Origin of the sequence: Mycolicibacterium flavescens (assembly GCF_001722335.1) — a bacterium.
Classification (GTDB): Bacteria; Actinomycetota; Actinomycetes; order Mycobacteriales; family Mycobacteriaceae; genus Mycobacterium; species Mycobacterium flavescens.
In genome coordinates this window covers 367117-380874 of sequence record NZ_MIHA01000003.1, presented here as the reverse complement: position 1 = coordinate 380874, position 13758 = coordinate 367117, and the positions used below count along the sequence as shown (strand labels likewise).

Below are 13758 nucleotides of genomic sequence, written 5' to 3'. Positions count from 1 at the left end.
GGCCGGGACGAAGCAAGCACAATGGGGCTGTGACGTCCCTGGCCGTCTCCGCCGGCGTGCTCGACCGGGCCCGCCGGGTGGCCGGTGCGTTCATGACGTTCACCGGCGTGTCCGTCGACGCCGCCGAGTTGATCGGCGGGCGGGCCGCGCTGCTGGGCATCGCGCCGCGGGGCCGGGTGTCGGCGGGCGGCGCGACCCGCCTGATGCCCTCGCGCGACGGGTGGTGCGCGCTGACGCTGTCGCGCCCCGACGACGTCGCCGCGGTACCCGCCCTGATCGGCGCGGACACGGTCGACGAGCCGTGGGCCGCCGTGCAGGCGTGGGCCGCCGACCGCGACTCCGCCGACGTCACCGAACAGGCCCGGCTGCTAGGGTTGCCGGTGGCCGCACTCGCCGAGACCCCGCCCGAACCGCCGCGGGTGTATCCGTTCGGCGCCGCCACCACCACCCGCGGCCCCTCGGATCTGCTGGTCGCCGACCTGTCGGCGATGTGGGCGGGCCCGCTGTGCGGGCACCTGCTGTCGCGGGCCGGCGCCACCGTCGTCAAGGTCGAAACCGTTGCCCGGCCGGACGGCGCCCGCAACGGACCCCGGTCGTTCTTCGACTGGATGAACGCCGGAAAGCTCTCCTACCAAGCCGATTTCGACGAACCCGACGGTCTGCGGGCGTTGCTCGACGCCGCCGACGTGGTGATCGAGTCGTCGCGTCCGGCCGCGCTCGTGCGCCGCGGTCTGGGACCGACGGACGTGTCCCCGCGCGACGGTCGGGTCTGGCTGCGTATCACCGGTCACGGTACCGACGACGAGCGCGGCAACTGGGTCGCGTTCGGCGACGACGCGGCGGTCTCCGGCGGTCTGGTCGGCGCCGACGGCGACGGGCCGGTGTTCTGCGGTGACGCGATCGCCGACCCACTGACGGGTCTGGAAGCCGCGCTCGCGGTGGTGCAGTCGCTGCGCAGTGGCGGCGGCGAACTGGTCGAGGTGTGTATGGCCGCGGTGGCGGCCACCTACGCCGCGCTCCCGCAGGACGGCCAAACACGCTGCGACACAACACCACAGATCACCGGGTCGGCGCCGGCGCTGGGCGCCCACAACGCCGAGGTCGACGAACTGATCCGCCGACGGTTCGCGGCGTGCTGATCAAACACGCCAGACTGCTCGACGGCACCGCAGCCGACATCCGCGTCGAGGACACGATCACAGCGGTCGAAGCGGACCTCAGCGCCCGCCCCGGCGAAGACATTCTCGACGCCGCGGGGCGCACGGTCATCCCCGGCCTGCACGACCACCACGTCCACCTGCACTCCGCCGCCGCAGCGCTGCGCTCGGTCACAGTCGGGCCCTCCGACGTCCGCGACCGTGCCGGTCTCGCAGGGATTCTCGCCGAAGCCCCGGTCGGTGACGACGGCTGGATCCGCGCGGTCGGGTACCACGAGGCCGTCGCCGGGCCACTCGACCGCAACCTGCTCGACGAAATCGCACCCCCGGTGCCGGTGCGGGTGCAGCACCGCAGCGGTGTGCTGTGGACACTCAACACCGCGGGCCTCGAACGGATCGGGCGGGCCGACCACCCTGACGGCCGGTTGCGCAGCGACGACCACGGTTGGTCGAACACGTTGCCGCGCAACGACACCGGCCTCTCGCAGATCAGCAGGCACCTGGCCGGGCTCGGGGTCACCGGGGTCACCGACGCCACCCCCGATCTCGACGCCACCGACGTCGACGCTCTCCTCGCGGCCCACCTGTACCAGCGAGTGCACTGCCTCGCCCCGGGTAAGCGGATCCTGCACGACACCGACCTCGACCTCGACGGGCTGGCCGACTGGATTGTCGACCGCCATGACCACGGCACACCGGTGGCCGTGCACTGCGTGACGGCCGCACAACTCGCGGTCACGCTGGCGGCGCTGCAGATCGCCGGGTCCCGCGCGGGGGACCGCATCGAACACGCCGCCGTCGTCCCCGACGACAGCATCGCCGCGCTCGCCGACAGCGGCGTGACGGTGGTGACCCAACCCAATTTCGTCGCCGAACGCGGCGATCAGTATCTCGACGACGTGCCCGCCGCCGAACATCACGAACTGTGGCGGTTGGCGTCTCTGATCGATGCCGGTGTGCCGGTGGCGTTGTCGACCGACACCCCGTTCGGCGACGGCGACCCGTGGCGGGCAATGCGGGCGGCAGTTCACCGCACCACCGGGGCCGGCCATGTCCTCGGCGCGGCCGAACGCGTCGCGCCGCATCGGGCGTTGGCGATGTTCCTCGGCCCGGCCGAGCGCCCCGCCCGGCCCCGCCGCATCGCGCCAGGCGAACCCGGGGACGTGGTCGTGCTGGCCGGTCCTCCCGCCGAGGTGCTCGACGCGCTGGACGCGACCATGGTCGAGGCCACGATCGTCGCGGGCCGACCGGTCTTCGAACGCTGAGCTAAGCGGCGGCCGGCGTCAGCGCGCCCTGCAGCATCGCGCACTGGCTGTCGAAAAAGCGTTGTGACACTGACGCTTTCGGCGCCACCCCGTCGAACCCGTGGAACGCCCCCTCGACGACCTCGACCTCGCACGGCACCCCGGCGGCCTTCAGGCGTTCGGCGTAGGCGAGGTCCTCGTCGTGGAACAGGTCGAAGGTGCCCACGCCCACCCACGCGGGCGGCAGGCCGGTCAGGTCTTGGCGGCGGGCCGGCACCGCGACCTCCGGATCGGCGTCACCGAGGTACGCCGACCAGCCGAACTTGTTGCTGGTCTGGTTCCACAGCCGCAGCCCCGGCTTGTCGAGTTCGGCGCGGTCGACGGTGCGGTCGTCGAGCATCGGATACACCAGCAGCTGAGCCGCCAGCGGCACCTCGCCGCGGTCGCGGGCCAGCAGCGCCAACGCCGCGGCCAGTCCGCCGCCGGCGCTGGCGCCTCCGATCGCGACCCGCGCGGGGTCCACCGACGGCAACGCCGCCAGCCACTTCAACGCCGCATAGCAGTCCTCCAGCGGCGCTGGATACGGGTGTTCGGGGGCCAGGCGGTAGTCGACCGCCGCGACGGTGGCTCCGAGTCGGCGCGCGAAGCGGCGGCACAGGTCGTCGTCCTGACCGGGATGCCCGATGACATACCCGCCGCCGTGGATCCACAGCAGCGCCGGACCCCGGCCGGTGGCGCCGGCGGGCCGGAACAGCCGCACCCCGACACCGGAGGGCAACGTCAGCGCCTCGACGTCGCGCGGCACCTTGCGCCACATCCGGCGCGTCACCATCCGGATCACCGGCAGCGTCACCGGCGTGATCGCCTGCTTCGGTACCAGGCGGGCGGTGCGGCGCAGTTCGGGGTGGAACTCGGGCGGAGGCATCTGCCCAGTATTGCGTCCCGTGACGGCGCGAGGAGGCCGGGTCTGGTTCATCCGCGCCGGAATTGTTTGCCCGCTGTCATGATGTGGCGGTGGGGGTGGTCAGCCGGGCGCACGAGATGCACTCGATTTCCGAGATCGTCTCGGCCGCGGCGCAGCGGCCCGCGGGGTTGTTGCTCGAAGGCGAGGCCGGGATCGGCAAGACGACGTTGTGGCTGGCCGCGCTGCAGCACGCCCGCGACAGCGGGTTCACGGTGATGTCGGCGCGGGCGTGGGAGGCGGAGTCCAAACTCGCCTACGGCACGGTCGCCGACCTGCTGACCGACATCGACACGGATGCGCTGGCGTCGTTGCCCCAAGTGCAGCGGGTCGCGGTGAACCGGGTTCTGATGCGCGACGACGCCGGCGGCCCGGAGACCGATCAGCATGTGGTGGCCGCGGCCATGCTGTCGGTCATCGAGACGATGGCTGTCGACAACCCGGTCGTCATCGCGGTCGACGATCTGCAATGGCTCGACGCCTGCAGTCGCGACGTGCTGGCGTTCGTCGCCCGCCGCCTGCGCGGCCGCGTCGCCCTCGTCGTCACCGAGCGCGCGGATCCCGAGCAGCCGAGCACCACGTCGTGGCTGCATCTGGCCCGACCCGACGCGTTGACCCGGGTGCGGGTCAGCCCGATGACCCTCGGCGGCCTGCACGAGTTGATCAGCAGCCGGATCGGGCGCTCGCTACCGCGACCGACGATCATGCGGATCGCCGACGTCTCCGGGGGCAACCCGTTCTATGCGCTGGAGATGGCGCGGGCAATCGACACCGAACCCGACCTGCCGCGCACGCTGGCCGAGTTGGTGCAGCGGCGGATCACCGATCTCGACGACGACGCCAACGACGCGCTGCTGGCCGCCGCCAGCGTTGCCGACCCGACGGTCGAATTGCTGGCCGCGGCCACCGGAAACGACCCCGACCGGATGACCGAGCTGCTCGAAGAGGTCGAGAGCCGCGGCATCATCGAGATCACCGGCAACCGGGTCCATTTCACGCACCAGCTGTTGGCCCGCGGCGTCTACTTCGGGGCGTCGGCGCCACGGCGCAGGCGGATGCACCGGGCGCTGGCCGAAGCCGTCGTGCAGCCCGAACTCAAGGCGCGGCACCTCGCGCTGGCGTCGTCGCGCTCGGACCCCGAGATCCTGCGCTCGCTCGACGACGCCGCCGAGGCCGCACGCGCGCGCGGCGCGCCGAGCGCGGCCGCGGAACTGCTGGACCTGGCGATCAAGCTCGGCGGGGACAGCCCGTCGCGGCGCATCCGCTCGGGCAGCCACCACTTCCGGGCCGGCGATCACGACAAGGCGCACGAGGTGCTCGCACCGGCGCTTGAGGTGGTGCGGCCGGGGATGCTGCGGGCGATCGCGCTGGGACTGCTCGCCGGCATCTACATCTACCGGCGCAGCTTCGCCGACGCCGCCGACGTGCTGACCGAGGCGCTCGCCAACAGCGAGGACAACCCGGCCGTGCTGGCGCAGACCCTGCTGACGCTGTCGTTCGCCCAGGCCAACCAGGGACAGTACGAGCAGGCGCTGGTCAGCGCGCAGAACGCGGTCAACCACGCCGAAATCCTCGGCATCGACATGCTCACCAGCCAGGCGCTCGCCGACCTGGAGGTTCTCAAAGCGCTGTCCGGCAACGGTTTCGACGAAGACAGCCTGAACCGGGCACTGGCTATGGAGGACCCCGACGCCGACGTGCCGATCCCGTTCCGCGCGCACTCCACCGCCGCGCAGGTCCTCGCGTGGGCGGGCCGTCTCGACGAGGCGCGCGGGCACATGGCGGTGCTGCGCCAACGCTGCGTGGAGCGCGGCGCCGACGGCGACATGCTGTTCGTCTGTGTGTGGAGCACGCTGATCCACGTGTGGCGCGGTGACTACGCCGCGGCCGCAGGCGCAGCCGACGACGCGATCCAGCACGCCGAGCAGATCGGCGGGGACCACTCGCTGGTGATCGCGTTGACCGTCCGCGGCTTGGCCGCCGCATACACCGGGCAGGTGGACGCCGCGCGCGCCGACGCGACGGCCGCGATCGAGGCCGCCGAACGGTTCAGCGCCCCGCTGCTGGCCGAATGGCCGATCATGACACTGGGTTTCGTGAGCGTGTCCCTCGGCGACTACGAGCAGGCGCTGAAAGACCTCGAACCGCTGACGTCGGACTTCGACCGGCTCCCATGTACCGAGATCATCAAGGCCGGGTTCGTGCCCGACGCCGTGGAGGCGCTGGTGGCTCTGGGCCGCACCGCCGAGGCCGAACCGATGATCGCGACGCTGGAACGCAACGGCCGCCGGCTGGACCGGTCCTGGATGCTGGCGATCGCCGCCAGGTGCCGGGCGCTGGTCGCCGCCGCCGCGGGTGACGTCGCCGCGGCGGAGAAGTCGGCCCTGCAGGCGCTCGCCGAACACGACCGGCTCGCGATGCCGTTCGAACGCGCCCGGACCCAGCTGGTGCTGGGCCAGCTGCAGCGGCGACGACGCCAGAAGCAAAGCGCCACAGAGACGTTCACCGAGGCGCTGCAGACCTTCGAGCGGCTCGGCAGCCCGCTGTGGGCGAACCGCGCCAGGGCCGAGATCGAGCGCACCAACGTGGCACCCGGCCGGTCGGCCGAGCTCACCCCGGGCGAACAACGGGTCGCCGAACTGGCGTCCTCGGGGATGACCAACCGCGACATCGCCGCGGCGCTGTTCATCAGCGCCAAGACCGTCGAGGCGAACATGACGCAGATCTACCGCAAGCTCGGGATCCGCTCGCGCGCGGAACTCGGTAGGCGGATGGGGCCGCGCACCTGACCGGAGTATCCTGAGTTAATCCGAGCAGCCCTCGTAGAAACTTCAGGAGTGTGGCCATGCGGGTGATCGTCGACCGGGACCGGTGTGAAGGCAACGCGATCTGCGTGAAGTACGCGCCGGCGGTATTTGAACTCGACGAGGATGACTACGCCGTGGTCAAACTCGACCCCGTCCCCGTTGAGGAACAGGAGCGCAGCGCGCAGGCGATCGCCGAGTGCCCGCGTGCGGCGCTGTCCCGCGAGGACTAGTCTTTTTACAAGACGGCTTGTGTAAACGAGGGTGACGTGGGACGACGCGACGAGGTGCTGGCGACGCTGAGGGACGCGGGTGCGCCGTTGAGCATCGCCGACATCGCCGAACGGTTGTCGATCCACCCCAACACGGCCCGCTTCCATCTGGAGGCATTGGTGCAGCGCGGACGCGCCGAGACGCTGCCGCCCAGCCGGGTCAAACCGGGCCGGCCGCCGCTGATGTTCCGGGCCACCGCGGGGATGGACCCCGACGGCCCGCGCGACTACCGCATGCTGGCCGGGGTGCTCGTCGACGCGTTGGGCCGGCAGCGGGACACCCGCCGGCGGGCCACCGCCGCCGGTCGTGCGTGGGCGGCCGCCGAGGTCGCCCGCGAGCCCGCAAGCACCGCTCTTCCGGCCGTCGACCGGCTCACCGCACTGCTCGACGAACTCGGCTTCGCTCCCGAACACCGTTCGCGCACCGGTGATATCGCACTGCGCAACTGTCCGTTCCTCGAACTCGCGGTCGACCACCGCGAGGTCATCTGCCCCATCCACCTCGGGATCATGCAGGGCGCGTTGGCGGCCTGGGAGGCGCCGCTGACCGTCGACGCGCTGATCCCGTTCGCCGAACCGGGGATGTGCGTCGCGATGCTCGCGTCGAAAAAGGAGGCACCATGAGCACGGCACCGGCGATTGCGGTCGCGGTCGTCTTCGTCTGGTTGGGGATGGTTCTGGCCATCTCGTTCATCGAGGCGCCGCTGAAGTTCCGGGCGCCGGGGGTGACGCTGAAGGTGGGGCTGGGCATCGGGCGGTTGGTGTTTCGCGCGCTCAACACCGTCGAGGCGGTCCTGGCCGCGGTCCTGGTGATCGCGATCGTGCTCGATCCGCCGCGGGTGGTCACGATCGTCGCGGTGGCCGTGGCCATCGTCATGCTGGTCGGGCAACTGGCGATCCGGCCCGCGCTCAACCGCCGCTCCGACACGGTGCTGGCCGCGCCGGACAGCCAAGACCCGGGTGGCCGCTCGCGGGCCCACTTCGGTTACGTCGCACTGGAACTGGTGAAGGTGCCCGCGCTGATCGTCGCCGGTGTCACGCTGCTGGCGTGAGCTGACTACTTGAGCAGCGGATCACGCGGCAGGCCCAGGATCCGCTCGGCGATCGTGTTGCGGGTGATCTCCGAGGTGCCGCCGGCGATCGTCATCGCCCGGTTCCCGAGGTAGGCCTGCGTCAGCGTCGGGGTCTGTCCGGTGACGGCGGCCGAACCCGCCAGTTCCATTGCGAGCTCGGTCATCCGCTGACCCGCCTCGGCGAGCAGCAGTTTGGTGACGTTGCCCTCGGGTCCCGGTTCGGATCCGGCGATCGCGCGGGTGATCCGCCGCAGGTTCAGCAGCCGCAGCGTGTGCGTCTCGGCGAGCACCTCACCGGCGCGCCGGACGTAGTACGCCTGCGTCTCCTGCGGCGCGCTGTCGAGCAGCTTGACCAGGTCGTCGGCCGCGAAACCGGTCGCGCCGCCCGATCCGCCGCCGATCGAGATGCGCTCGTTGCCCAGGGTGGCGCGGGCCACCAGCCAGCCCTTGTTCACATCGCCCACCACGTCGGCGTCGGGCACGAACACGTCGTCGAAGAACACCTCGTTGAAGTGGGCGTGACCGGTCAGCCCGCGCAGCGGATTCACCGTCACCCCAGGGGCGTTCATGTCGATCGCCATCATCGTCACTCCCGCGTGCTTGGGCGCGTCGGGATCGGTGCGCACCGTCGCCAGACCCCACTGGCACATGTGCGCCAGGCTGGTCCACACCTTCTGGCCGGTCACCCGCCACCCGCCGTCGACCTTCTTCGCCGACGTGCGCACCGCGGCGGCGTCCGAACCCGCGCCGGGCTCGGAGAACAACTGGCACCACATCACCTCACCACGCAGCACCGGTTCCACCCAGCGCTCGCGCTGATCGTCGGTGCCGGCCTGGGCGATGGTCAGCGTCACCCACCCGGTGATGCCCATGTCCGCGCGCTCCACGCCGGAAAACTCCTCCTCGATCACCAGCTGCTCCAGCACCTCGGCGGCCCGGCCCCACGGCTTCGGCCAGTGCGGCACCAGGTACCCGGAGTCGACGAGGTAGTCGCGGTGCTGGTCGGCCGGCATCGACCGTAGCTTGGCGACGGCCTCGCGGGCCTGCTCACGGAACTGTTCGGCTTCGGGCGGCAGTGTGAACGACGCGCCGCGCGCCTGCCCGCTGCGGTGGCCCTCGACGACGTCGAGCAACGGGTCACCGGCCTCGGCCATCAGCGCGGCGAGGGTGCGGGCCCGGCGCAGGTAGAGGTGGGCGTCGTGCTCCCAGGTGAAACCGATCCCGCCGTGCAGCTGAATGTTGTTCTGCGAGTTGAATATCTGGGTGCGGATCGCGTGGGAGGCGGCGACGGCCGCGGCGAACCAGGCCCCGTCGAGGTCGTCGGCGCGGGCGGCGTCCCACGCCGCGGCGGTCGTCACCTCGGCGTTGACCAGCATGTTGGCGGCGTGGTGCTTGACCGCCTGGAACGTGCCGATCGTGCGGCCGAACTGTTCGCGCACCTTCGCGTACTCGACCGCCATCTCCAGTGTCGCCCAGCTGACACCCACCGCCTCGGCGGCGGCCAGCACGCGAAACACCGTGCGCGCCTTGCGTGCCGCGCCGCGCAACACCCGGTCCTCGGGGACCGCGACGCTGCGCAGCGCCACCGATCCGAGGCTGCGGGTGGTGTCCATCGAGTCGAGCGCGGTGACTGTCACCCCGTCGGCCGTTGCGTCGATCACCGCGACGTCGTCACCGGCTGCGACGACCAGCAGGCCGGCGTCGGGTGCGCCCAGCACGGCGGGACTCTCGCCGGTGACGGTCGAGTCCGATCCGATCGTGAAGTTGCCCGAGACCGCCAGCGCGCCGACCGTCGAACCGTCGGCCAGGCCCGGAAGTAGTTCGGCGCGAAGCGAATCCGGTGCGCAGCGGTCGATCACCACGGCCGCGCAGACGCTGGGTAGGAACGGTCCGGGGCACAGTTCGTGGCCCTGGGCCTCCAGCACCACCGCGAGTTCGCCCAGGCCGAACCCCGAGCCGCCGTGCTCCTCGGCGATCGCCAACCCCGTCCAGCCCAGATCCGCGGCCGCCGACCAGATTGCGGCCGGATGCGCGGAGCCGTCCTCGAGCGTCGCCCGTGCCGCGGCCCTGCTGTCGGCGCGGTTGAGCGCGCCGAACACGGCGTCGGCGAGGTCGATGTGCTCTTCGGTGATGGCCAGCGCTGACTTACTCACGGTGGGAAATCCTCTCCGTCTTGGACGGTGTCAAGTCACGCTGAACACTAATCGCAGGTCACAGCGGTGCGTGACGCGGCCCACATTTTGCGCGCCGATTCATCGGTAGACACTTCGGCCGATGTTGTCATCTGCGCGCGAACTTCGGGGGTACAGTCGCGCCATGACGGTGCGACCGGATGTCCGGTATCCCGGCCCCACGTGGATGACCCGCGCGCGGTGGTTGCTGAACGCGGGTCCCTCCGACTACATGCTGGCGATGAGCGTCGCGTCGGCTTCGCTGCCGGTGGTCGGCAAGCACCTTGAGCCGCTGGGCGCGGTGACCGCGATGGGGGTGTGGGGCTACCGCCATCTGCCCGACTTCCTGGCCGCGACAGCGAAGTCCTGGATGACGCCGGGCAACGCCGAGCTCAAGGAATCCGAGCGCAACAGCACCAGCGCGATCACCGCCGCCGCGCTGCGCGGCGTCGTCAACGCCAACGACCTCGCCGGCGAGTGGCCGGCCCCGGATTCGGTGCCTCCGCTGTGGAAGCTGCGCGAACACCGGCGCAACGTGTACCGCACCTCGGTGCAGTACGGCCCGCGGCCGTCGCAACTGCTCGACGTCTGGCGCCCCCGCGACCTGCCGGCCGAGCCCGCCCCCGTGATGATCTTCCTGCCGGGCGGCGCCTGGGTGCACGGCAGCCGGATCCTGCAGGGCTACGCGCTGATGTCGCATCTGGCCGAGATGGGCTGGGTGTGCCTGTCCATCGACTACCGGGTGGCGCCGCACCACAAGTGGCCCGCGCACATCACCGACGTCAAGACCGCGATCGCCTGGGCGCGCGCCAACGTCGACAAGTTCGGCGGCGACCGCGACTTCGTGACCGTCGCGGGCACGTCGGCCGGCGGCCACCTGGCCGCACTGGCCGGGCTGACCATCAACGACCCGCAGTTGCAGGCCGAACTCCCGGAGGGGTCGGACACCTCCGTGGACGCGGTCGTCGGGATCTACGGCCGCTACGACTGGGAGGACCGCTCCACCGTCGAACGCGCCCGGTTCATGGATTTCCTCGAGCGCATCGTGGTCGGACGCAAACACGAGAAGCACCCCGATGTGTTCCGGTCGGCGTCGCCGATGGCGCGCGTGCACCGCGACGCGCCGCCGTTTCTGGTCGTCCACGGAACCGGCGACAGCGTGATCCCGGTGGCGCAGGCCCGCGCGTTCGTCGAGCGCCTGCGCGCGGTGTCGCGGTCGGTGGTCAGCTACATCGAACTACCCGGCGCCGGACACGCTTTCGACATGACCGACGGCGCACGAACCGGCTCGGCCGCCAAGGGTATCGGGTTGTTCCTCAACCAGATTCACCGAAATCGGGCGCTGGTCGGCGCCAAAGAGGTTATATAGGCACCTCCGGGAGAGGGGTGCGCAGGTGAAGAGGCTCAGCGGGTGGGACGCGGTCCTGCTGTACACCGAGACACCGGCGGTGCACATGCACACGCTGAAATTGGCGGTCATCGACCTCTCCGAACTCGGCGACCGGCGGTTCGGGATCGACGAGTTCCGCCGCGTCATCCACGGCAGGCTCTACAAACTCGAACCGTTCCGCTACGAGCTGGTCGACATCCCGTTCAAGTTCCACCACCCGATGTGGCGGGAGAACTGCGAGGTCGACCTCGAGTACCACGTGCGGCCCTACCGGGTGGACCCGCCGGGCGGGCGCCGCGAACTCGACGAGGCGGTCGGGCGGATCGCCAGCACGCCGTTGGACCGCAGCAGACCGCTGTGGGAGATGTACTTCATCGAGGGCCTGGCCAACGGCCGCATCGCGGTCCTCGGCAAGATCCACCACGCCCTCGCCGACGGGGTGGCATCGGCGAATCTGCTTGCGCGCGGCATGGATCTGCAGGACGGTCCGGGGGAGCGGGACTCGTATGCCACCGACCCGCCGCCGGGGCGCGCCGAGCTGGTGCGGACCGCGTTCGCCGACCACATGCGGCAGATCGCGCGGATACCCGGCGTCATGCGGTACACCGCGCAAGGTATCCAGCGGGTGCGCAAGAGCACCAAGAAACTGTCCCCGGAGCTGACCCGGCCGTTCACGCCGCCGCCGTCGTTCATGAACCACCGGGTCGACGCGACACGCAAGTTCGCCACCGCGACGCTGGCGCTGGCCGACGTCAAGCAGACCGCCAAGCACCTCGGGGTGACGATCAACGACATGGTGCTGGCGATTGCCGCGGGCGCGCTGCGCGAGCTGTCGCTGAAGTACGACGGGCACGCCGATCATCCGCTGTTGGCTTCCGTGCCAGTGAGTTTCGACTTCTCGCCCGACCGGATCTCGGGCAACTACTTCACCGGCGTGATGATGACGGTGCCGATCCAGCTCGACGATCCGCTGGAGCGTGTGCAGGCTGTGCACGACGCCGCCGTCGACGCCAAGGAGACCCACCACCTGATGGGTCCGGAGTTGGTGAGCCGGTGGTCGGCGTACTTCCCGCCGCGGCCCGCCGAGCGGCTGTTCCAGTGGCTGGCCGAAAAGGACGGCCAGAACAAGGTGTTGAACCTGCCGATCTCCAACGTGCCGGGGCCGCGCGAACCGGGCCGGGTCGGCGGCGCGCTGGTCACCGAGATCTACTCCGTCGGCCCGCTGACCACCGGCAGCGGCCTCAACATCACGGTGTGGAGCTACGTCGACCAGCTCAACATCTCGGTGCTCTCCGACGGCGCGACGCTGGACGACCCGCACGAGCTGACCGACGCGATGACCCGCGCATTCATCGAGATCCGCGGCGCGGCAGGGCTATCCGAGGAGCTGACCGTCGTCGAGTCCGCCCTGGCTTGATTGCCGGCCCGACTGGTGCTTCGCGTGCACCCAGGACAGGAACTTCTCAACCGCCTGCGCGGTGTAGTGCGCGCGCGGTGACCCGTAGAAGTCGAACGCGTGCTGGGCGTGCGGGATCTCGGCGTACGCGACGGTCGAGGTCGACACCGCGCGCAGCTTCTCGACGAACTCACGGCCCTCCGGCACCGGGATGATCGAGTCGTCCTGTCCGTGCAGCACGAAAAACGGTGGCGCATCGGCACGCAACCGCAGCAGCGGCGACGCGTCGACGTACGCCTGCCGGTTCTCGGTGATCGGCCGCTTGACGACGAACTTCTGCAGGAACGCGATGAACTCCTTGCGGCCCGAACCGCGCGCCGACACCCAGTCGTAGCGGCCGTAGATCGGCACGGCGGCCGCCACCGAGGTGTCGGCCTCCTCGAATTCCGGCTGCCACTGCGGGTCGTCGAAGGTCAACGCCGCCAGCGACGACAGGTGCCCGCCGGCCGAACCGCCGGTGATCGCCACGAAATCGGGGTCACCGCCGTAGTCGGCGATGTTCTCCTTGATCCACGCCAGCGCCCGCTTCACATCGATGATGTGCGCCGGCCAGGTGTGGCGCGGGCTGACCCGGTAGTCGATCGACACGCACACCCAGCCGCGGTCGGCCATGTGGCTCAGCAGCGGATAGGCCTGTGGACGCCGCATCCCGATGGCCCACGCGCCGCCGGGAACCTGCAGCAGCACCGGCGCCTTGCCGTCGCGCGGCAGGTCGGCGCGGCGCCAGATGTCGGCGCGGTTGACCCGCCCGTGCGGGCCGTACTGCACGGTGTTGGCCCTCTCGACGTAGCGCCGCCGCATCAGCTCGTTGGGCGGGATGCCGACCAGTCGGCGCCGCCGCACCGGCTGCGACTCGGCGGCCACCTGCTCGTAGTCGTCGCCGAGCGCTTCGCGCAGCGGTTCCTCGAAGTGAGGCTTGGAGTTCGCGTTGCGGTACATGATCAGCCCGAGCAGCGCCCATGCGATTGCGGTGAGCACCAACGCGATTCGGCCTTGGGCCCCGCGGAAGTCGCCGCGCAGCCCGCGACGCGCGGCGTCGAGCACCGAACCCGTCAGGTACAGCGGCGCGGCCTCGGTCGTCGGCCAGCCGAACGCAAACACGGGCAGCGTGATGTAGCCCTCGCGGCCCAGCGGCCGTACTCCGTTGGCGGCGTTGAGCAGTTCGGCGCCCGCGCGCAGCAGCGGGTAGCGACGTTTAGTCATCGAGCACCGTGATAGCCGCGCTGACAC

Annotated in this window: 11 protein-coding genes; 8 read left to right on the top strand and 3 right to left on the bottom strand. The window is 70.7% G+C overall.

What is annotated here, in order from left to right; genetic code table 11:
* The first annotated feature begins 29 nt into the window (after window positions 1-29).
* Both BHQ18_RS06210 and BHQ18_RS06205 read left to right on the top strand, forming a co-directional pair.
* On the top strand, window positions 30-1139 hold the full coding sequence (locus BHQ18_RS06210) for a CoA transferase (protein WP_069412676.1): 1110 nt from the start codon (window positions 30-32) through the stop codon (window positions 1137-1139).
* Entirely contained in the window at window positions 1133-2422 is a 1290-nt protein-coding gene (locus BHQ18_RS06205; RefSeq protein WP_069412675.1) for an amidohydrolase family protein, read from the top strand. Before BHQ18_RS06210 ends, BHQ18_RS06205 begins: the two co-directional genes overlap by 7 nt.
* Before the next feature lies 1 nt (window position 2423).
* Here the strand turns inward: BHQ18_RS06205 and BHQ18_RS06200 are convergent, their stop codons facing one another.
* On the bottom strand, window positions 2424-3326 hold the full coding sequence (locus tag BHQ18_RS06200) for an alpha/beta hydrolase (RefSeq protein WP_069412674.1): 903 nt from the start codon (window positions 3324-3326) through the stop codon (window positions 2424-2426).
* 89 nt (window positions 3327-3415) lie between these two features.
* Between BHQ18_RS06200 and BHQ18_RS06195 the strand changes: the two genes are divergently transcribed.
* The 4 genes from BHQ18_RS06195 to BHQ18_RS06180 are packed head-to-tail and all read left to right on the top strand — an operon-like array spanning window position 3416 to window position 7490.
* Window positions 3416-6151 carry a helix-turn-helix transcriptional regulator gene (locus BHQ18_RS06195; RefSeq protein WP_308204728.1) on the top strand — a complete coding sequence of 912 codons (2736 nt, stop codon included), beginning with the start codon at window positions 3416-3418 and terminating at the stop codon, window positions 6149-6151.
* Window positions 6152-6207: 56 nt separating this feature from the next.
* Window positions 6208-6399, top strand: a complete 192-nt coding sequence (locus BHQ18_RS06190) for a ferredoxin (RefSeq protein ID WP_069412673.1) — start codon at window positions 6208-6210, stop codon at window positions 6397-6399.
* Between the two features lie 36 nt (window positions 6400-6435).
* A complete protein-coding gene (locus BHQ18_RS06185) occupies window positions 6436-7062 on the top strand; it encodes a helix-turn-helix transcriptional regulator (RefSeq protein WP_069412672.1) in 627 nt (208 codons plus the stop codon).
* The gene (locus BHQ18_RS06180; RefSeq protein ID WP_069412671.1) at window positions 7059-7490 is read left to right on the top strand and encodes a hypothetical protein; all 432 of its coding nucleotides are present in this window, start codon (window positions 7059-7061) and stop codon (window positions 7488-7490) included. Before BHQ18_RS06185 ends, BHQ18_RS06180 begins: the two co-directional genes overlap by 4 nt.
* A 5-nt stretch (window positions 7491-7495) precedes the next feature.
* Here BHQ18_RS06180 and BHQ18_RS06175 read toward each other — a convergent pair whose 3' ends face one another.
* Window positions 7496-9664 (bottom strand): acyl-CoA dehydrogenase family protein, encoded by a 2169-nt coding sequence (locus tag BHQ18_RS06175; protein WP_069412670.1) that lies wholly within the window; start codon window positions 9662-9664, stop codon window positions 7496-7498.
* A 163-nt stretch (window positions 9665-9827) separates the two neighbouring features.
* Between BHQ18_RS06175 and BHQ18_RS06170 the strand changes: the two genes are divergently transcribed.
* Window positions 9828-11051, top strand: a complete 1224-nt coding sequence (locus BHQ18_RS06170; protein WP_069412669.1) for an alpha/beta hydrolase — start codon at window positions 9828-9830, stop codon at window positions 11049-11051.
* 25 nt (window positions 11052-11076) lie between these two features.
* A complete protein-coding gene (locus BHQ18_RS06165; RefSeq protein WP_069412668.1) occupies window positions 11077-12489 on the top strand; it encodes a WS/DGAT/MGAT family O-acyltransferase in 1413 nt (470 codons plus the stop codon).
* Here BHQ18_RS06165 and BHQ18_RS06160 read toward each other — a convergent pair.
* The gene (locus BHQ18_RS06160) at window positions 12448-13731 is read right to left on the bottom strand and encodes an alpha/beta hydrolase (protein ID WP_069412667.1); all 1284 of its coding nucleotides are present in this window, start codon (window positions 13729-13731) and stop codon (window positions 12448-12450) included. The two genes, BHQ18_RS06165 and BHQ18_RS06160, sit on opposite strands and share 42 nt — an antisense overlap.
* Window positions 13732-13758 lie beyond the last annotated feature (27 nt).

What these genes read in the sequence shown, in the direction of transcription:
- BHQ18_RS06160 (WP_069412667.1), bottom strand. Translation starts at nt 13,731, where the DNA reads ATGACTAAACGTCGCTACCCGCTGCTGCGCGCGGGCGCCGAACTGCTC.
- BHQ18_RS06170 (WP_069412669.1), top strand. Translation starts at nt 9,828, where the DNA reads ATGACGGTGCGACCGGATGTCCGGTATCCCGGCCCCACGTGGATGACC.
- BHQ18_RS06200 (WP_069412674.1), bottom strand. Translation starts at nt 3,326, where the DNA reads ATGCCTCCGCCCGAGTTCCACCCCGAACTGCGCCGCACCGCCCGCCTG.
- BHQ18_RS06190 (WP_069412673.1), top strand. Translation starts at nt 6,208, where the DNA reads ATGCGGGTGATCGTCGACCGGGACCGGTGTGAAGGCAACGCGATCTGC.
- BHQ18_RS06180 (WP_069412671.1), top strand. Translation starts at nt 7,059, where the DNA reads ATGAGCACGGCACCGGCGATTGCGGTCGCGGTCGTCTTCGTCTGGTTG.